This window comes from Marinilactibacillus sp. XAAS-LB27 (assembly GCF_036039175.1).
GTDB lineage: Bacteria > Bacillota > Bacilli > Lactobacillales > Carnobacteriaceae_A > Marinilactibacillus.
Genome location: NZ_JAYXKP010000003.1, coordinates 22,349 through 42,122, shown reverse-complemented (window position 1 = coordinate 42,122; position 19,774 = coordinate 22,349). Strand labels below are relative to the sequence as shown.

General features: G+C 36.9%; 13 protein-coding genes. 7 read left to right on the top strand and 6 right to left on the bottom strand.

All coding sequences use genetic code 11. From position 1 onward, the window contains the following. Positions 1-67: 67 nt before the first annotated feature. The 3 genes from menA to VXN63_RS05120 all read right to left on the bottom strand — a co-directional run bounded on the left by menA (position 68) and on the right by VXN63_RS05120 (position 2,706). Positions 68-1,006: a 1,4-dihydroxy-2-naphthoate polyprenyltransferase gene (menA, locus tag VXN63_RS05130; RefSeq protein WP_327756911.1), complete on the bottom strand. Its 939-nt coding sequence runs from the start codon at positions 1,004-1,006 to the stop codon at positions 68-70. Continuing rightward, the gene (locus tag VXN63_RS05125; protein WP_327756910.1) at positions 1,003-2,082 is read right to left on the bottom strand and encodes an FAD:protein FMN transferase; all 1,080 of its coding nucleotides are present in this window, start codon (positions 2,080-2,082) and stop codon (positions 1,003-1,005) included. Before VXN63_RS05125 ends, menA begins: the two co-directional genes overlap by 4 nt. A gap of 126 nt (positions 2,083-2,208) precedes the next feature. After that, the gene (locus VXN63_RS05120; RefSeq protein ID WP_327756909.1) at positions 2,209-2,706 is read right to left on the bottom strand and encodes an FMN-binding protein; all 498 of its coding nucleotides are present in this window, start codon (positions 2,704-2,706) and stop codon (positions 2,209-2,211) included. Between the two features lie 309 nt (positions 2,707-3,015). Here VXN63_RS05120 and VXN63_RS05115 point away from each other — a divergent pair, with 309 nt between their 5' ends. Together VXN63_RS05115 and VXN63_RS05110 are read left to right on the top strand one after the other, a co-directional pair. Beyond that, complete coding sequence (locus VXN63_RS05115; RefSeq protein ID WP_327756908.1) at positions 3,016-4,857, top strand: NAD(P)/FAD-dependent oxidoreductase; 1,842 nt, start codon at positions 3,016-3,018, stop codon at positions 4,855-4,857. An 85-nt stretch (positions 4,858-4,942) separates the two neighbouring features. Beyond that, positions 4,943-5,923, top strand: coding sequence for a polyprenyl synthetase family protein (locus VXN63_RS05110; protein WP_327756907.1), 981 nt, complete (start codon positions 4,943-4,945; stop codon positions 5,921-5,923). Between the two features lie 145 nt (positions 5,924-6,068). Here the strand turns inward: VXN63_RS05110 and VXN63_RS05105 are convergent, their stop codons facing one another. Then, on the bottom strand, positions 6,069-7,043 hold the full coding sequence (locus VXN63_RS05105) for an L-lactate dehydrogenase (RefSeq protein WP_327756906.1): 975 nt from the start codon (positions 7,041-7,043) through the stop codon (positions 6,069-6,071). A gap of 360 nt (positions 7,044-7,403) precedes the next feature. On the opposite strand from VXN63_RS05105, the gene VXN63_RS05100 reads away from it, so the two are divergent. The 3 genes from VXN63_RS05100 (at position 7,404) to celB (ending at position 12,911) form a co-directional block, all read left to right on the top strand. Beyond that, positions 7,404-9,380 carry a S9 family peptidase gene (locus VXN63_RS05100; RefSeq protein WP_327756905.1) on the top strand — a complete coding sequence of 659 codons (1,977 nt, stop codon included), beginning with the start codon at positions 7,404-7,406 and terminating at the stop codon, positions 9,378-9,380. Between the two features lie 216 nt (positions 9,381-9,596). Continuing rightward, the gene (aspD, locus tag VXN63_RS05095) at positions 9,597-11,171 is read left to right on the top strand and encodes an aspartate 4-decarboxylase (RefSeq protein WP_327756904.1); all 1,575 of its coding nucleotides are present in this window, start codon (positions 9,597-9,599) and stop codon (positions 11,169-11,171) included. A gap of 402 nt (positions 11,172-11,573) precedes the next feature. Continuing rightward, positions 11,574-12,911 (top strand): PTS cellobiose transporter subunit IIC, encoded by a 1,338-nt coding sequence (gene celB, locus VXN63_RS05090; RefSeq protein ID WP_327756903.1) that lies wholly within the window; start codon positions 11,574-11,576, stop codon positions 12,909-12,911. 62 nt (positions 12,912-12,973) lie between these two features. On the opposite strand, the gene VXN63_RS05085 is transcribed toward celB, so the two are convergent. Further along, the gene (locus VXN63_RS05085; RefSeq protein ID WP_327756901.1) at positions 12,974-13,612 is read right to left on the bottom strand and encodes a uridine kinase family protein; all 639 of its coding nucleotides are present in this window, start codon (positions 13,610-13,612) and stop codon (positions 12,974-12,976) included. 255 nt (positions 13,613-13,867) lie between these two features. Then, positions 13,868-15,676: a glutamine--fructose-6-phosphate transaminase (isomerizing) gene (gene glmS / locus VXN63_RS05080; protein ID WP_327756900.1), complete on the bottom strand. Its 1,809-nt coding sequence runs from the start codon at positions 15,674-15,676 to the stop codon at positions 13,868-13,870. A 430-nt stretch (positions 15,677-16,106) separates the two neighbouring features. Here glmS and VXN63_RS05075 point away from each other — a divergent pair, with 430 nt between their 5' ends. Further along, on the top strand, positions 16,107-17,567 hold the full coding sequence (locus VXN63_RS05075; protein ID WP_327756899.1) for a PTS mannitol transporter subunit IICB: 1,461 nt from the start codon (positions 16,107-16,109) through the stop codon (positions 17,565-17,567). 115 nt (positions 17,568-17,682) lie between these two features. Further along, entirely contained in the window at positions 17,683-19,767 is a 2,085-nt protein-coding gene (locus tag VXN63_RS05070; protein WP_327756898.1) for a BglG family transcription antiterminator, read from the top strand. Positions 19,768-19,774 lie beyond the last annotated feature (7 nt).

The following is a 19,774-nucleotide window of genomic DNA, read 5'->3' as shown; positions in this document are numbered from 1 at the left end:
AACAGGAGCGTAAAAAAAGAAGCTGACAGTATTTTTATTACTGTTAGCTTCTTTTTGTGCTGTGTCATTATAAAAATAAACTGATAGCGAGTAAAATAGTCTCTGCTCCACAGAATAGAACAAGATTCTTAATTGCGATAACAAATGTCTTTTCTTTGATCTGAGCTCGATTAAACTGCTGTAAATTTTTTCTGATGGGAAACAAGGTCAATAGTATCAGTAATAGAATAGGGTGTAATAGTGTCGATAAAACGGCAACCACAATGACAATATAACTAGCATAAACCAATACATTAAATAACTGGATTCCTCTTTTTTTACCAATATAATACGGAAGAGTATAGCGGTGATTTGAAATGTCTTGTTCAAGATCACATAAGTTGTTTGCCAGCATAATATTCGCAATCAAGAAAACGAGAGGCAACGAAACGAACAAAAGCACGATCAACAACAAGCTATTTCCCGTAACATTAAAATCGGGAAACTGATAAATCAAATCCAATAATAGGCCACTTTCTGTATTGACAAACACAGAAAGGAAAAAAATACCAAAGCCCATTGTTATACCGGAAACAGCTTCTCCTAAAGGCATTCTAGAAATAGGAACAGGACCAAAAGTGTAAAAGATACCAATCAAAAAACATAAGCCGCCCATAAACAACAGTAAAATACTAGTTCTAAAAACGAGTAGAATACCTAGCAAAGAAGCAGTTGCAAGCATAGTAAAGATTAAAGTAATAACGAGTTTTTCTGAAATTTGGGCTTGCCCAATGATGTTGACCTCTTTTTTATATCCATCAGCTTTAGCTTTCTGATAATCCATTAGATTATTAATAGCTGTTGTTGTCATATCAAAGATCAGCATGGAACAGAAAAAAATTAGTGTGTTAACAAAATCAAACATGTGAAAATAGTAAACTGTAAATAACGTACCAATCATGAATGGAAATAAACTGGCCAACTTAGTCTTAATTTCTACTAAATCAAAAAAAACTCTAGCTGTCATTGGTCGTCTCCGTTCATTAGAGTAAACGCATCATTGGTAAGATCAAAGTCTTTTAATCCATCAGATACATAAACCTCTTTATTTTTAGTGACAAAAATGGCATCTACACCATCTAGCTGATTAACAAAATTAAGTCCTTCGTCCAATCCTTTTGAAAAAAGAGAAGTTGATAATCCATCTCCGTCAATGGATTCCTTTGTAACGACACTGACTCCAGCTAGTTCATTGTCAAAAGGATAGCCTGTTTCGGGATTCATTAAATGAGCATATTGTTTGCCATCAACTTCAAGGAAACGTTCATAGACACCAGATGTCACAATGGACTCATCGCTAGCCGGCAAAGAACCAAGAATCGTTCCTCGATCTTCAAAAGGATCTTGAATACCAACTTGCCACTCGGTTTGTTCATCACTTGGGCTGTTGCCCATTACAAACAGGTTTCCTCCTAAATCGATTATAGCCGTGTTTACATCGTTTTCTTTTAGGACCTGGACAATTTCATCAGTAATAAATCCTTTTGCAATAGCGCCAAGATCTAGCCGCATACCAGGGTCTTTTAAAAAGACGGTCTGATCCTGATCATTAAGGATAACCTTATTGTAATCAACGAGCGTCAAAGCTTGATCAATTTCAGCTTGATCAGGTAATCGTGCTTCTGGATAACCAATTCTCCACAAGTTCGTAAGAGGTCCAATCGTAAGATCGAAGCTCCCATTTGTCTCTTGGCTATAAGTAACAGATGATTTAATGAGGGCATAAAGATCGTCTGATATGGCAACAGGTTCTTTACCAGCTTGCTCATTGATTCTGGAAATCATGGAACTTTCTCCATCTTCTTCGGTTGTAATAAATTCTGCAAGTTCTTTAATACGGTCAAAAGCTGTATCTAAAACAGCCTCTGAATTTTTATTATAAATAGCGATCCTCACAACGGTTCCCATTAAAAATTCTGTTTCTTCATAAGGTGTAGTTGCAAGGTTTCGGCTATCAGAGGAAGCAAATGACCCGCAACCTGTTAAAAATAATAATAAACAACACGAAAGTGAAAATAATGTGTACCCCTTAGTTTTTTTCATTTATATAAACTCCTTTAAAAATAAAACTGAATAAAAAAGCAGACCTTAGACGATTATCCAAGGTCTGCTTATCGTAAGGTTCTTTTCCTATTATAATTCAAAATAATAGGGGATGAAAGACCTAGATTAGTTGCTCACTTCAATAGGATCTGTATTGCCTTCTTTAGCAGCGTCCACTAATTGATTGGCATATTTGATAAAGCTTTCGGAAGAGTGTGTCGCACCAGAAACAGCATCGACTTCAGAAGGATCTTGTTTCTCTTCCAATTCTCCGTTTAACTGAGGAATATAATCAGCTGGACCAACACCAACCTTTTCAGACATATTTTCCTGATACTCTTCATTTTCAGATTTCAAGTTTCCATCTGCATCTTCATAATCGTAATCGGACTCTGTGATTTTGCCATCACTGACAGTTAGATCAAACAGGACGCGCCAGCCGTTTTCGTCAAAGTTTGTTTCCTTTAAAGAATAAGTGCCATCTTGTAGTTCAGCAGAAGTTGATTCTTCTGTTGTACCTTCATTAGCGCTAGATGCTGAATCATCTGAATTCCCACAAGCTGTTAATACGATTGTTGAAGCAAATAATGTTGCTGCGAATATGATGCCTTTTTTGATAAACATGGTATTCCCTCCATAATAAGTATGATAATCAAAAGAAGATTTCTCTTGATAAGTATTTAACAAGTGTAGTATACAACACTGAAATTGATTTGTCTATAAGTTCACAAACAATAATTATAGAGTTAGTGTTTTATTTGTTAAATCGTACGATAGTAACGTAAATGCCTAATATAAAAAGATTTTAAAGATCTTATAGACATATTGTCTCGCTTTCGTTATAATAAATGCATAAATAGTTTTGTGAAATGATTATCAATTAAAATTGAAATTTATTCACAATAATTAAGTATCTAAAAGGAGTATACCATTATGCCACAGATTAATATTGTTGTTGTTGGAGGAGGTTTTGCGGGTGTATCTGCTGCGAAACTACTTTCAAAAAAGCTGAAAAAAAATGATCAAGTAGCGATTACCTTGATTGATCGCCATCCCTATCATACTTATATGACAGAGCTACATGAGGTTGCTGGAGGACGAGTTGAACCTGATGCCATCCAGTATGATTTACAACGCTTATTCTCTAGAAGAAAAAACGTTCAACTGATTACGGATAATGTTACTAAGCTTAATCATGAGGACAAAACAGTAATCACAGAAAATGGTCAATACAAATATGATTATCTTGTACTCGGTATGGGTGGAGAAGCGAATGATTTTGGAACGCCGGGAGTTAAAGAAAATGGCTTTACACTATGGTCATGGGAAGACGCTGTTCGTATCAGACGTCATATAGAGGACACTGTTGCTCTAGCTGCTAGAGAGCGCGATTTAGAAAAAAGAGCAGCTATGCTTAGATTCGTTGTTTGTGGTTCTGGTTTAACAGGAATTGAAATGATTGGGGAACTGGTTGATTGGAAACCTGTCCTTGCAGAAAAATATCATATCGATGCAAGTGAAATTGAATTAATTGTAGTTGAAGCACTTCCGGAAATACTGAGTACAATTCCTAAAGTTTCTTCTAGTAAAGTAGAAAAATACTTACGTAAAAAGAAAGTACGCATATTAACCGAAGCACCCGTTGTAAATGTTACGGCGCATTCAGTTGAACTGAAAACGAATGAAGTACTAGCGACACATACACTCATCTGGGCAGCCGGTGTAAAAGCGAATTCAGATATAGAAGATTTTGGAACTGAAAAAGCACGTGCTGGAAGATTAGTTGCGAATGAGTATATGGAAGCGAAAGATCTAGAAGACGTGTATGTCATTGGTGACTTGGTTTACTATGAAGAAAACGGAAAACCTACACCACAGATTGTTCAGGCGGCGGAACAAACAGGACACACAGCAGCAACAAATATTGTAGCTAAAATAGAAGGTGGAGAAAAACATCCACATGAATCAAATTATCAAGGTACGTTGGTATCGGTAGGATCAACTTATGGTGTAGCCTATCTATTTGACAAAATTCATTTAAGCGGATTTCTTGCCATTTTAATGAAACATATTGTAAATTTGAAGTATTTCTTGGATATCCGCTCAGGCTATTATATGACGCAATACATCTTTCATGAATTTTTCCATATTAAAAACAAGCGGAACATTTTCCGCGGACACCTTTCTAGATACGGAAATGTTTTATGGAGTGTTCCTCTAAGGGTGTTTTATGGTAGCATGTGGTTAGTAGAAGGATTGAAGAAAGCGTTTGGTATATTAGGGGCGGAGAGTTGGTTTGGAGATCAGGTGCTACTGCCGTTCTCATGGCTTCAAGATCCGACTTCCGGAGCTTCAGAAGCTGTTGAAGAGGTTGCGAAACCGATATTTGGTCTAAGCTATGCTTATGGAGAGCAGCCGATGATGATTTTAGAGCACGCACCTAGCTGGTTCGAAAGTATAATGAAAATTATGATACCTAATACAGAAATGGCTCTATTCTTTCAGAAGTTTATGACATGCGTTGAAATCGCGATTGCTTTGGCTCTGATTTTTGGATTGTTCACTTGGCTAACAAGTGCAGCAACCATTGGCTTGGTTTTATCATTTACACTTTCTGGCATGTTCTATTGGGTAAATATCTGGTTTATCTTTGTAGCCATCGCATTAATGAATGGATCTGGTCGAGCATTCGGTCTGGACTACTATGTGATTCCTTGGATACAAAAGAAAGCCGGCACCATCTGGTACGGGAAAAGTGCTTCTATACACACGTAAAATTAAATAAAAACAGACAGAGTGGAGGCGGGGGAAGTAGCTCGCTTTCACTTTTTTAAATTCATGGGATTAAAAGGAGATACCAATGAAACTACATTCGATATGGGAACCGTATCCTGAATTAGCGACCGAACTGGGAGAAGTAACCAAGCTCATCGAACGGTCGATTCAGATGCGGAACAAAGAAGTGGAAACTGTTTTAAAGGATGTCTTTAATAGAGGCGGGAAAATGCTTAGACCAGCGTATACCCTTCTTTTTTCGACGTTTGGATCAGAGCATGATGCAAAACGAGCGCAAGCAGTAGCTGCTTCAATCGAACTGCTTCATACAGCCACACTGATCCATGATGATATCATAGATGATTCACCAAAAAGAAGGGGACAGGAAACGATTCAGTCTCGTTACGGAAAAGATGCTGCTGTCTACGCAGGAGATTATCTGTTTACGGTCTCTTTTCGATTGCTTGCACAATACGTACAAAGCAATCAGCAGTTTGAGGTCAACACAAAAGGAATGGAACGAATTTTAATGGGTGAGCTGGATCAGATGAGGCTGTATTATCATACGCACATGACGATTCGACAATATCTCACACAGATATCTGGTAAAACAGCACAGTTATTTGCTTTATCCTGCTATGCAGGAGCTCTTGAAGGTGGACTACCAGAGAAAAGAGCTAGAATCGCTTATCATATAGGAAGCCACATGGGAATGGCCTTTCAAATATTGGATGATGTTCTGGATTATACAATATCCTCAGAGGACTTTGGTAAGCCGGTTCTAGAAGATGTTAGACAAGGCATTTATACTGCGCCATTAATTTTTGCAATGCGAAAAAATCGTAGTGCATTTCTCTCTTTACTGAACAAAAAAGAAAAGATGACAGAAGAAGATACAAAAAAAGTGCGTCAGTTAGTTATTGAATTGGATGGTGTATCTGAAGCAAAGCGACTAGCAGAAAAATATACTGAAAAATCGTTAAAAAAAATCAAATCTTTACCAGATACAAAAGAGAAAGCAATCATTTATCAACTGACTAAACAATTGCTCAGTAGAAAAATCTAAAAAGATCATTCGGGTATTTCTTATCCGAATGATCTTTTTTAACCGTCGATGATCGTCATCTATAAAAACGATTAACCGATAGATAATCGTTTTTTTAAAGCATAATAAAAAGCATGAATCTTTATAGACTCATGCTAAAAGGTGGTTATTCGAAAGCTAAATCTGGACTATTTTTGATTACATCATTCAAGTGTTCTCTAATGGTTTGAGCAGAATGTTTCATTTTCTCTTGTTCAGAATCGTTTAATGGAATCTCAATAATCTGTTTCATTCCACTACGGTTGACTATAGCAGGTGTACCTAGATAAATATCTTCTTCTCCGTATTGACCTTCAAGATAAACAGATAATGGAAGAACAGCATGCTCATTATTCAAAATCGCTCGAGTGATTCTTGCTAGAGACACACCGATACCATAAAAAGTAGCGCCTTTTTTCTCTATAATATTATAAGCTGCATCTCTTACAGAAAAGAATATATCTACCAGTGCTTGCTCATCTGTGTCAGGGTTATGTTCTAACCACTCATTGATGTGTAAACCGGCTACATTCGCGTGAGACCAAACAGGAAATTCAGTATCACCATGTTCTCCAATAATATAACCGTGAACGTTTCTTACATCCACATCTAATAAATTTGCAATTGCTTGACGGAATCGAGCACTATCTAAAGAAGTACCAGAGCCGATAACTTGTTTAGAAGGAAGTCCAGACCATTTATATACAGCATAAGTCAAAATGTCTACAGGATTTGTTGCGACTAAGAAAATACCATTGAAACCACTTGCCATAACACTATCCACAACACTCTTAGTTATGCGTAGGTTTTTTTCGGTTAAATCAAGTCTGGTTTCACCAGGTTTTTGATTTGCTCCAGCAGTGTAGACGATTAAATCAGCATCTGCGCAATCTTCATAATCGGCAACATATAGTTTTTTAGGTGCGGTGAAAGCTAGAGCACTACTTAAATCCATCACATCGCCTTCGGCTTTATCTCGATTAACATCAATAATCCCTAGTTCTTGCCCAATGTTTTGATTGATTAGAGAGTAAGCATAGCTAGATCCTACTGCGCCATCTCCGATTAAGATGATTTTTTGTTTGTCATTTAGTGAACTCATATTGACACGCTCCTCTTAAAATTAAACTATTTTCTACAAGTTCATTATATCACAAACGAGAAATGAATACAGTGTTATACTTAAAAAATCAGAAGAATTTGCATGCAAAAAACTCAAATTAAAAATCAAAGGTTAAATGAGATTTTTATCATTAAACGCTATTGACTATCTAACATAAGAATGGCAAAATTGTATTAAGTTATTTCTATGTATATTAGAATAAATAAGTAGTTATATTTATATCTAAAGTATTAAGTATCTTTTAAAACCTACAAGGATTTAAAAAAAGTTACTTAAAAGCAATAGTTATAATTGTTAGTTATATTTTAATGCAATTTAAAAATGGAGGATGATTTGATTTTGAAAACTTTGACACCTGAAGGTATATTTGATTTAAAAACTGTTTCACAACCGAAAGTTTGGAAAGATCATGTTTTTTTTGTCGAAACGGATCTGAAAGAAGAAACAAATGAATACCGTACCTCTATTTATAGTGTACATCAAAAGACTGAAGAGAAAACGCACTGGGGAGATAGTGGATCTGCTAATGTAGAAATTAGTGTTTCTCCTAATGGTAAATGGTTGGCCTATCTTTCAAATAATACAGAAGACAAGAAAACCCAAATTTTCTTGATTTCACTCTCCGGAGGTTCTGCTTTTCAATTAACTTCGGAAAAAAATGGTGTATTTTCGTATGAATGGACCAGCAATAGCGCAAGTGTTTATTATCAGACCTCAAAGAAAACAAAAGAAGATTCAAACGCTGATCAAACGGAAGAGATTAAAGACAAGAAAAAGCACCCAGAGCCTAAAGTAATTACAACCCTTCAATATAAAATGGATGGAAGAGGTGTCAATCCCGTAGATCTCACTTACCAGATCAAAAAGGTAGATCTTGCGACTAAAAATGACCAGCTTATTTTAGAAAAAGACCGCCCAGTTGGATTGAGCTACGTTTCAAAAGACGAAAGCTATCTTTTGATTTCTGACAAATTGGATCCAGAAGACGAATGGGTTTATGGTGGCAGTGTCTTTAAATATTCTATTGAATCAAAAAAGACAATAACTATCACAAAAGAAATTCCCCAAGGCAGTTTCCAGTTTGTAGCAGCAAACGAGGCTGAAGATTTTTATCTATTAGTAGGAAATGATTTTAAATTTGCATTTGTATCACAAGCGAAGCTTTATGGGTACGATGTAACCGAACAAACACTTGTCTGTTTAACTAAAGAATTGGACGCAGAGGTAGGCGATACGATTATCGGGGATTTCCAGCAGAATGTATCCGACTTCCCGGTTCAGTGGCTAAATAATGAAGACTATCTTTTCCCAGTAACAGAACACGGAAAGTTGCAAATTTTTAAAGGGAATCGAAAAGGCCAGCTAGAGAAACTGGTTGACGAAAAAGTTCAGTTCACAGGTGGAGATCTAACAGATGAACAAGATAGAGTTGCTGTAACCTACTCGACAGCAACAATCCCAAGTGAAGTTGGTTTACTGAATTTGAAAACTGGAACAATTGAAAAATTGTATGATCCGAATGCTACTGTGGTTTCTGAATACACAATCGTTGAACCAGAGATGTTCTGGTATAAAGGAGCTGACAATTGGGATATTCAAGGATGGTATATGCCACCCGTCGATAAAAAAGAAAAACATCCTGCAATTCTTTATGTACACGGTGGACCGCAAGTCTGTTATGGAGAAACCTTCTTCCACGAAATGCAGAAACTATCTGCTCAAGGGTATGGTGTGATTTTATTGAACCCACGCGGCGGAAATGGCTATGGTCAGGATTTTGTTGCTTCAATCTTAGGAGATTATGGTAACAAAGACTATGAAGATTTGATGCTTGGAACGGACTACGTTATAGAGCAACATCCAGAAATCGATACAGAAAAATTGTATGTCGCTGGTGGAAGTTATGGTGGATTCATGACGAACTGGATTGTTGGACATACGGACAGATTCAAGGCTGCCGTTACACAACGCTGTATTTCTAATTGGATCAGTTTCTATGGAACAAGTGACATCGGACCTCATTTCGTAGAATTTCAGTTGCAGCACGATCTTAGCGAGATGCAAGAACTCTGGAGAATGTCTCCTCTAGCATATGCTGAGAATGTAAAAACACCGCTACTTGTTATTCATGGAGAAGAGGACTTAAGATGTCCACAAGAACAAGCAGAGCAAATGTATATCGCAATGAAGAAACATAAAGTCGATACAAAATTGATCACATTCCCTAAATCCAGCCATGGACTTTCGAGAATGGGTTTACCCAATTTACGACTTGCAAGAATGGATGCAATCACAGATTGGTTCGAACAGTACTAAAAAACTAGGAGACTGGCATTCTTAATTTCTAGGGAGGCTAGTTTTTTTGTTTAAATTTCGTCTATTCATTAAATTGTTCACATAATAATGAGCTTATATGAGAATTTATATAAATTCTTTATCTAATGTCCTATAGACTTGGGGTCGTTCGATATCTTTGTTACAATTACAAATGGAGATAAAATAAAATCATTACAAAAAACTAGGAGTGGAATTTTGAAGCAGGATCTTGAAAGTCTGAGCCCTTTTGAATTAAATCTTTATTTAGAAGAACAAATGCAGAAAACCCCTAATACGAAAGAATTTTTGAATGCTGGTAGAGGGAACCCGAACTGGACGGCACCAATACCAAGAGAAGCTTTTTTCCTATTAGGGGAATTTGCAGTCAAAGAAACAATGCTCGGAGAAAACAGACAAATCGCTGGAATGATCAAAGAAGATGATAGTAGATCAGAAAGGTTCGAAACCTTTTTAGATTCCAAGGAAACGCAAGGAGCTCGTTTGCTTCAAAGTATTTGGGAAAAAGGCAATCATTTAATGGGTATGCCAAAAGAAGTATGGTTGAAACATATGCTGGACGACGTGATCGGAGATAATTATCCACATCCGGAACGTATTTTGAATGCCAGTGAAGAACCAATCAAACAGTATTTGCATCATGAACTATTCGACTCAAAAAGTGTCCCATTCGATGTATTTGCAGTAGAGGGTGGAACCGCTGGTATTGTTTATACATTCAATTCTTTAGTTAACAATGCCTTATTAAATCAAGGGGACACCATAGCTTTACTGATTCCTACTTTTGCACCTTATATGGAAATACCAGAGCTGCCAGAGTACGGATTTAATGTTCATTACATTCGCTCAGAACTCGTGACGATTAATGGAGAAACAAGCTATCAATTTCCGAAAGAAGAGTTGGATCGTTTGAGAGACGATGCTATAAAAGCGGTTTTTGTCGTCAACCCAAGTAATCCCACTGCTAATGCAATTTATGGGGATTCTATTGATCAGTTGATTGATATCGTTGAAAAGGACAATCCGGATCTGATGATTTTATCGGATGATGTATACGGCACTTTTTTGAATCAATTTACTTCGTTATTTACTGTTTTACCCTATAATACGGCTTGCATCTATTCTTATTCAAAATATTTTGGTGCAACTGGATGGAGAATAGGAACGATTGCGGTCGCAAAAGAAAATATTTTTGATGACCGTCTGGCTCAATTACCTGAAGATGAAAAAGCTCAATTGAATCATCGTTATGAAACGCTCACCTCAGATCCTGAGTCTATCCGATTTATTGACCGGATGGTTGCAGATAGTCGATCAGTGGCTTTAAATCATGCAGCAGGTCTATCGGCTCCGCAGCAAGTGATGATGACCCTATTCAGTCTTTATGCATTACTGGACACAGAAGATGTGTACAAGAAAGAAGTTATAGGGATTTGTCAGGAGAGAGGCAAGGCTCTATACGATTCTCTAGGTATGCGCATGCCAATCAAAGAATTGAATACCGCTTATTATTGTGAAATTGACTTCGAATGGTGGTTGAAAGAAAAATACGAAGCATCTTTCGTAGACTATATTCAAACCAACTGGTCTATGACAGATATTGTCACTAAACTCGCAAAAGAAGAGCAATTGATGCTACTAAAATCAGAGGCATTTGGTTCAAGTAAGTGGACTGTAAGAGTATCGTTAGCGAATCTTCCGACTAACACGTATAGAGAAATCGGTCAAAGAATCACAAACATGGTTGACCGGATGTATCTTTCATTTAAATAAACAGTAAAGGAGCTGCATATTTGCAAGCTCCTTTTTAATGATGAATATTAAAAAAAATTATCATTTTATAATACAATAATGCATAAAACATACGTCGAGTTATATTGAAAAAAACTTTCAAAATAGATAAGTGTTAATGACGCGCATGTAATGGATTACACACGCTTAATGTTGATATAACAGTAAAGAAAACGCTTGCTTAAAATGTGTTTCCTACATATAATTGTCTTATAGAAAAAGTTATAACTTTTCATTTTTATCTTTTATTCTCTCAGAATGCATAATGATAGAAAGAACTTTTCTTGAGCTCACTTTATGCATTAGAGAAAATCAGGACTGTTTCACTCTGGAATGAAAACGCTTTAAAATAATCAAACTATTTTGAGGAAGAAGGTTTTATATATGGAAAACGCACTGGATAAATTATCGGATGTACTTTCTCCTATTGCATTCAAATTAGATTCGAATCGGTATTTGACTGCTGTCAAGGCGGGGTTCTTCGGAGCAATGTCTCTACTTATTATTGGCTCTATTTTTCTGCTTTTTGCCAATTTACCTATTGAGAGTTACCCTGGATTTATGGAAGGGTTACTTGGAGCAGATTGGAAATCGTATTTTCAAGTTCCCTATGACATGACAATGGAAATCATGACACCTTTTGTTATGATTGGTATGGCTAAATCATTGGCTAACTACTATAAAGTGGATGACATTGGTGCCATCTTAATTTCGCTAGTAGCGTTCTTTGTTTTGACACCTACGATAACCGCCGCAAACGAGGCTAGAGGAATTCCAATGTTGAATCTAAGTGCTAGTGGATTATTTGTTGGAATGATATCAGCTATTATTGCAACAGAAATTTATAGACTTGTCATTCAAAAGGGATGGGTCATCAAACTTCCGGATTCCGTTCCTTCAAATGTTGCAAGATCTTTCTCGGCTCTCGTGCCAGGATTTATTGTTATTGTTCTTTTTAACTTTATTCGAATCGGATTTAGCTTGATTTCATACGAAACAGCGCATGCATTCATTTTTGAAATTTTACAAACACCTTTACTGGCTTTATCTAGAACGTTACCAACAACTTTTATCATCTTTATCTTTGAAGGATTATTATGGTCATTTGGTATACATGGCTCTAATATTGTTGGAGCAGTCATGAATCCAATCTGGTTGAATCTGACTGCAGAGAATGCGACAGCTTTTGCTTCTGGAACGGCTTTGCCGAATATCATCAATGCACAATTTTACAATAACTTTATTAAAGTTGGAGGAGCAGGTGCAACATTAGGTTTAGCACTCTGTATCTTGATGTTTGCTAGATCTGAGCAGTACAAGACGCTAGGAAAATTAGCTTTTGTACCTGGATTATTCAATATCAACGAGCCACTGATATTTGGACTTCCTATTGTTTTAAATCCCATTATGATGATTCCATTCTTATTGATGCCACTGGTGATGTCGGGTCTGACTTACTTTGTGATGTCAGCCGGTATTGTTCCTTACGCAAATGGGGCGAATATTCCTTGGACAACCCCACCAATCATTTCGGGGTTCTTGCTTAGTGGATGGCGAGGTGGAGCATGGCAGATGGTGCAAATATTACTTTCGGCAGGCATTTACTATCCATTCTTTAGAATCGTAGATCAAAAAGCTTACCAACTGGAAACAGAAGGAACAGAGAGTGTCGAACAAGTAGAAGAAGGTGCAGTTCAAGCCACACAACCTACTGAAGCATAAATTTAATGATAAAAAAGAAGCATCAATTCAGTATTTGCCCACTGGATTGATACTTCTTTTTTTTAGTGATTTTTTTCAATCTGGAAATCAGTTATCGTCTGTCTGACAATGATGTTAAAAGACTTACTGAAAGGATGCATGAATATAGTATATTGAATACGTCGTTCAGCATGAGAATTTGTCAGATAAGATAATGTAGTATTTCTCTCAGATACATCTCGGTTCGTTCTACGTACCCATTCAGTATCATCATCCGTATGCAGATAGATTGAAAGATCGATTAGTTCTGGATCGATAAAGGCCACGCTCATACCTTCAACAATTGTAATAGACTTTTCAGGAAGCATTGTCGTTTGAGGTAGATAAGGAACATCGATTGTCTTTAAGAGGAGACCGTTTCTAATCATTGAAAGGTCTCTTTCTAGAGCGGGTATAAAATGTGCTTCTGGGTGACAAGCGGTCATTTTGAATTTATGGGTAGTATCTATATAGTCGTATTCAATCGTTGTATACTTTCTAATACTTGAATCTAGAATATAGGGATCTGTATTCAAGTAGTTGACTTTATGTTTTCCTAATGTCTCAATCAAAGAGAGTGCGAGTGTTGTTTTACCAGCTGCTCCGTGACCGGAAATACCAATAATTATCGGTTCGGTAGTAGTGCTGATTTTCTCTAATATTGAAGCGATTAATGTATCCAAATTTTCACGTCCTTGTGTAGAAATAATCTTCTACACCAAAGTATAAAGGATCTTTACCCAGACAGAAAGCATGAGTGCATTAAAAAAGATTTTAAGGTGAAAAAGGAATAGGTATTAACTGATAGAGTATTAAAAAGTAGATAGAAGGGAGTTTATATCTACAACGACTAAATCAAATAATTGATTTAAAAAATCCCCTTTACGGAACCAACGAAATTGGTCTGCATAAAGGGGATGGCTTTTTTATTCTATTGATTATTCTACAGTTACAGATTTTGCAAGGTTACGAGGTTTGTCGACGTCGTTACCACGGTGTAGCGCAGTGTAGTATGCAATCAACTGAGTTGGAATCACACTGATCAGTGGAGTCAATAAGTCGTGAACTTTAGGAAGCACGTATGCATCTTCCTGGCGATCCAGACCTTCCATAGAAATAATCATACTGTGTGCACCGCGAGAAATCACTTCGTGTGCATTCCCTCTTGTATGAGGACCAGAAACTTCATCTGTAATAATAGAGATAACAGGTGTGTTTTCTTCGATTAAAGCAATCGTTCCGTGTTTCAATTCTCCAGAAGCCCAACCTTCAGCTTGAACATAAGAAACTTCTTTCAATTTCAACGCTGCTTCCATAACGATGTAGTAGTCAATACCACGTCCAATATAGAAAGCATTTTTACTCGTGCTTAAGTGTGTAACAGATAAGTGTTCAAAGATTTCGTGATCATCAATAACTGTTTCAATGGCATTTGCAATAATACCTAATTCGTGAGCGACATCAATAGAGTGTTCTACTCCGTTAAATTTAGCCACACATTCAGATAAAATCGCTAGAACAGCGATTTGAGCTGTATAGGCTTTGGTTGAAGCAACAGCAATTTCTGGACCAGCATGTAAGAGCAATGTGTGTTTAGCTTCACGGGACAACGTTGAACCAGGTACGTTTGTAAGAGTTAGTGAAGGATAACCGGCATGGTTCACTTGAACAAGTACTTGACGGCTATCAGCAGTTTCACCAGATTGAGATAAGAAGATGAAGAATGGCTTCTTAGTCAGTAATGGCGTGTTGTAAGCAAATTCGCTCGCTAAATGCACTTCAGTAGGTGTTCCAGTTACACGTTCAAGAAGTTGCTTGCCAACCCATCCAGCGTTGTAGCTTGTACCACAAGCGACTACATAAATGCGGTCACTCTCTTGGATTTCTTTTAAGATCGTTTCATCAACTTCAAGTTGACCTTCTTCATTTTGGTATTGTTGAACAAGTTTACGCATAACAGCTGGCTGCTCGTCGATTTCTTTGATCATGTAGTAAGGGTAAGTTCCTTTACCTAAATCATTCGCATCGATATGAGCAGTATAGCTGTCACGTTCGATTAGTTCACCAGCTAAATCTTCGATTTTGATTGAATCTTTTGTCAAAGTAGCGACTTCGCCATCCATTAATTCAATGAATTGAGTCGTTTCTTGTACCATTGCCATGGCATCAGAAGAAATGACGTTAAATCCTTCGCCAGTACCAAGTAATAGTGGAGATTTGTTTTTAGCTGCATATAAAGTTTCAGGAGCTTCGCTATCCACTAACGCTAAAGCGTAAGAGCCTTTAAGGGTAACGGTTGCTTTTTTGAAAGCATCAATGGTTTCTAAACCTTCAGTTTCCACAAACCAAGCGATCAATTGAACGATAACTTCCGTATCTGTCGTACTGTGGAAGTGAACATCTGAAAGATAAGCGTCTTTTACTTCTTCAAAGTTTTCGATTACACCATTATGTACAATAGTGAAACGACCGCTTGTAGATTGGTGTGGGTGAGCATTTTCAACACTCGGAACACCGTGTGTAGCCCAACGTGTATGGCCAATACCTGAATAAGCAGTAACAGAGTTGTCGACTTTAGCACGAAGTGCAGAGATGCGACCTTTTTCTTTAAATAGATGACCTTTGTCTGATTCATCCGTGACATAAATACCAGCAGAGTCATATCCTCGGTATTCCAAAGTATCTAATCCTTTTAATAAAATCTCTTTTGCATCTTTATGTCCAATATAACCTACGATTCCGCACATATTTGTTTTCCTTCTTTCTTTTTTAAGGTATAGACCAAAACGATATTGGTATATACTGTTTTTTGTAATTCGTTTCCTTGTCGCATCACAATATTATAATCATTAGAGGTGTTTGTCAAATAGAAACTTGGAATAATAAATAAAATTGGTATACATGACAATAGAAATAGAGTATCGCTGACGTTTCACTTAACAATCTAAAGTTTGACACAGGAGACTTAAGATTGTTAAGTGAAAGGACTCTCTTGGTTAATAATCTAAATGTAAAAGGAGGGTTCTGCACAAAGAACGTCATAACCAAGAGTTTGTCAAAAATGTTGTGACAAAGCCCTGACTAGTTGGGCTAGTATTCAAGAAACGGAGCGCTTACAATAAAAGAGTAAAGAAAGCCATTATTTTAAAAAATATAGATACAAAAGGAGAATGCATAATGCAACAGACACAGAGTAAGGGTGGGAAATCAGCTATTCAACGTTTAGGTTCATACTTAAGTGGAATGGTTATGCCGAATATCGGAGCATTAATTGCGTGGGGGATTTTGACAGCGCTATTTATTCCAGATGGATTTTTACCCAATGCAGAGCTTGAAACGATGGTTGGGCCAATTATCAACTATTTGATTCCGATCTTGATTGCTTATCAAGGTGGTAGTATGGTTCACGGTCAGCGTGGAGCAGTTGTAGGGGTTATCGCTACTATGGGTGTCATCATGGGCGCACCAGGCGCACCAATGTTACTTGGAGCAATGGGTGTTGGACCACTAGGTGGATATGTGATTAAGAAATTTGATGATTTCTTTGGAGACAAAATTCCGACTGGTCTTGAAATGCTTGTTAACAACTTTTCAAGTGGTATTATTGGTTTCGGACTTTCCTTATTAGCTTTCGTTGCAATCGGACCAATCTTCTTAGGACTGAATCAAGCAATGGCTGCCGGTGTAGAATGGATCATTAATGCTAATCTATTACCACTTGTTAATGTCTTTATTGAACCAGCAAAAGTATTGTTCTTAAACAATGCAATCAACCATGGTATCTTTACACCACTTGGTGCGCAACAAACAGCTGAAACTGGTAGATCAATCGTTTACTTGCTTGAAGCTAATCCTGGACCAGGACTAGGAATTTTACTTTCTTATATGGTATTTGGTAAAGGTTCAGCAAGATCTTCATCATTTGGTGCGGTATTTATTCATTTTATCGGTGGGATTCACGAAATTTACTTCCCATACGTACTAATGAAACCAGCAATGTTTTTAGCAGCTATCGCTGGTGGAGTTTCAGGAACGCTTACGAATGTACTTTTAGGAGGCGCGTTGCGCTCACCAGCTTCTCCGGGTTCGATTATTGCGGTACTAGGCGCAACTGCTAGTGGAGCTTATGTCGCAGTTATTGCAAGTGTACTAGTTGCAGCAGCAGCATCATTTGCAGTAGGGTCACTTATCTTGAAGCTAGACCGTTCAGATGATAGCGAAGAAGCGCTAGATGAGGCAATTGCTAAATCGAAAGCAAACAAAGCAACAGCAAAAGGTCAAACAACAATGAACGATGCTGGCGCAGTAGGTGCTGGAGATGTTGCAACAGGTGTTGACGCAGTAGAAAACAAACTGGTTAACAAAATTATCTTTGCTTGTGACGCTGGAATGGGTTCATCTGCAATGGGTGCTTCACTAATGAAGAAAAAAGTAAAAGAAGCGGACTTGAATATTAGTGTAACGAATTCTTCTATCAATAATTTGCAAGATGAAGAAGGATTGCTGATTATTACTCAGGAAGAATTAACAGAAAGAGCTTCACAACGGACACCAAGTGCGGTTCATGTATCTGTAGATAATTTCTTGGGTAGTCCAAAGTATGACGAAATCGTTGAAAAAATAAAAAATCAGTCTTAATAACAATTTGAGCCCACAAGGTTCAAATAATAAAGAGCACAGAAAACAGTGGAGAAATTCACTGTTTTCTGTGTTTCTAAAATCATAATCTGATACGATAAACTTATGAAAAGAGGTGAACGACCTGTACATCTCAAACAGAGAAAAAGTTATATTGGAATTACTACTGAATCAGAAAAACGGAATCACAATCAATTATCTAGCTAGCCAATTAGACGTGAGTACGCGAACCGTCTACCGTGAATTATCTAGTATCGAAAGTACACTAGCCCAATATCAATTGAAACTGTACAGAGAAAACGAAGGATACTTCATTAAAGGCAATAAAGGGTTTATAGAAGAACTGAAATCGGAACTTTATAGCGCATCTGATGAACTGACTACTCAAAAAAGACAAAGTTTGCTGATGGTTACGTTACTTCTAGAAGAAGAGGAACTAAAAACAGAATCATTGGCCTATGACTTAAAAGTCAGTGCAGGTACAGTGCAACAAGATCTACAAATAATAGAAGAGATCTTCAAAGAATATGATATCGAAGTAAAAAAAAGAAAGGCGCGGGGCATCAAAGTAACGGCTTCTGAAGCGTCACTAAGACTCATTGTCAGTGGACTGATTGCGAGTGAATTAAATGAATACAATTTTTTCAAATTATTTGATGAACAAGCTAGAATATCGAAACAGGCATTTCATGAAAGTAGGAATCCTTTCTTGGATATTCTGGACCCAGAAATCATGGAGACTATTTATCGACTTGTTAGACAATATGGAGAATTTCAGTTTGAAGATGTTAATGATACTCAACTTCAAAGTTTGATTTTATTTTTAACCTTTTCAATCATACGTATTAAACAAAACCATACTGTTAAACAATCTATCCATAAAGACAAACTGGACAGTGAAGTTCGTAAGCGTAGTATAAGTATTTCAAAAGAGATATTCAGTGAACTGAGCGAAGTTTATGGATTAAATTCTTTATCGCAAGAAGAAATTGTGTTTCTGGCACTTCAAATTGATGGATTGAATGTACCACTCCGAGATGAGTTTTCTGATGATTACGATTTACAGTTAAGCTTCAAGGTTCGTGAGTTGATTCGATTAGTTTCGGAAGATATGTATATGCAATTTTATCAAGACGAGACATTATTTCAAGATTTGTTTGCCCACATTTCAGCAGCCATTCAGCGAAATAAAGCGCCTATGCCTGAAGTAAACAACCCACTACTTGAAAAAATTCATGAAGAATACACAGAACTAAGCACGGTTATTCGGAACCGAATGGCCAGTTTGTTCCCTGAATTTGAATTTCAGTTCAATGAATTATTATATGTGGTTGTGCATTTTGCTTCAGCATATGAGAGGAACTCTAATGCCCAATTACTAAATGTACTCATTATTTGTTCTAGTGGAATGGGGACTGCCAAAATACTGGAAAGCCGATTGAGGAAAAATGTACCAGAAGTAACGACAGTTGATGTTTCTAGGATTTCGCAGTTACACCAACTGAATTTCGAACAATATGATCTGATTTTATCCACAATTTTTCTTCAGGGGTTTGAAAAAGATTATAAAGTTGTTACACCATTGCTAATGGAAGATGAGCTTAAGAGTATTCGCAAGTACATTGAACAAGTGTTACGTGATAAAATCAAAAAACTGAGACAAGCTGATAGTAGTTTGAAAGTAGGTGTGAAACACCAAACCTTTCAAGATTTCTTTTCAAAAATAACAAAAGTGAACCAGTTATTGGAGTCCTTTGCTATTCAAAAGACAGGCAATTATGATACGCTAAAATCGACGCTGCAGCAGATTTGTTTGAATTTACCTGATAGCGTTTTGAGTGATCCGCTAGCTGTATCAGACAAACTTGAAAAAAGAATGGTTACAGCACCCATTGGTATTCCCAGTACTGGTCTAGGTTTGTTTCATTGTGTGCATCCATCTATTAAAGAGCCGTATTTCAGTATAGTTGATCTTCCAGAACCATTTGAAATGATGAATATGGAAAGAAAGACTATGAAACTAGATCGTATCTTATTGTTACTTGCTCCAGATCCAATGGATGAACTGACTCAAGACATGATGGGAACGATCAGTGCATCTATAGTAGAAAGTGATGCCAATCTGAATTTATTCAATAAAGGTTCAGAAAAACAAATTCAACAGCATTTAAATCAATTGTTTTTAGAGAAAATAAAGTAGGAGAGAT

Excerpts from the sequence above, each read along its gene's own strand:
- celB (WP_327756903.1), top strand. The coding sequence starts at position 11,574 with ATGGAAAACGCACTGGATAAATTATCGGATGTACTTTCTCCTATTGCA.
- VXN63_RS05125 (WP_327756910.1), bottom strand. The coding sequence starts at position 2,082 with ATGAAAAAAACTAAGGGGTACACATTATTTTCACTTTCGTGTTGTTTA.
- VXN63_RS05105 (WP_327756906.1), bottom strand. The coding sequence starts at position 7,043 with ATGAGTTCACTAAATGACAAACAAAAAATCATCTTAATCGGAGATGGC.
- VXN63_RS05115 (WP_327756908.1), top strand. The coding sequence starts at position 3,016 with ATGCCACAGATTAATATTGTTGTTGTTGGAGGAGGTTTTGCGGGTGTA.
- glmS (WP_327756900.1), bottom strand. The coding sequence starts at position 15,676 with ATGTGCGGAATCGTAGGTTATATTGGACATAAAGATGCAAAAGAGATT.
- VXN63_RS05075 (WP_327756899.1), top strand. The coding sequence starts at position 16,107 with ATGCAACAGACACAGAGTAAGGGTGGGAAATCAGCTATTCAACGTTTA.
- VXN63_RS05110 (WP_327756907.1), top strand. The coding sequence starts at position 4,943 with ATGAAACTACATTCGATATGGGAACCGTATCCTGAATTAGCGACCGAA.
- menA (WP_327756911.1), bottom strand. The coding sequence starts at position 1,006 with ATGACAGCTAGAGTTTTTTTTGATTTAGTAGAAATTAAGACTAAGTTG.
- VXN63_RS05120 (WP_327756909.1), bottom strand. The coding sequence starts at position 2,706 with ATGTTTATCAAAAAAGGCATCATATTCGCAGCAACATTATTTGCTTCA.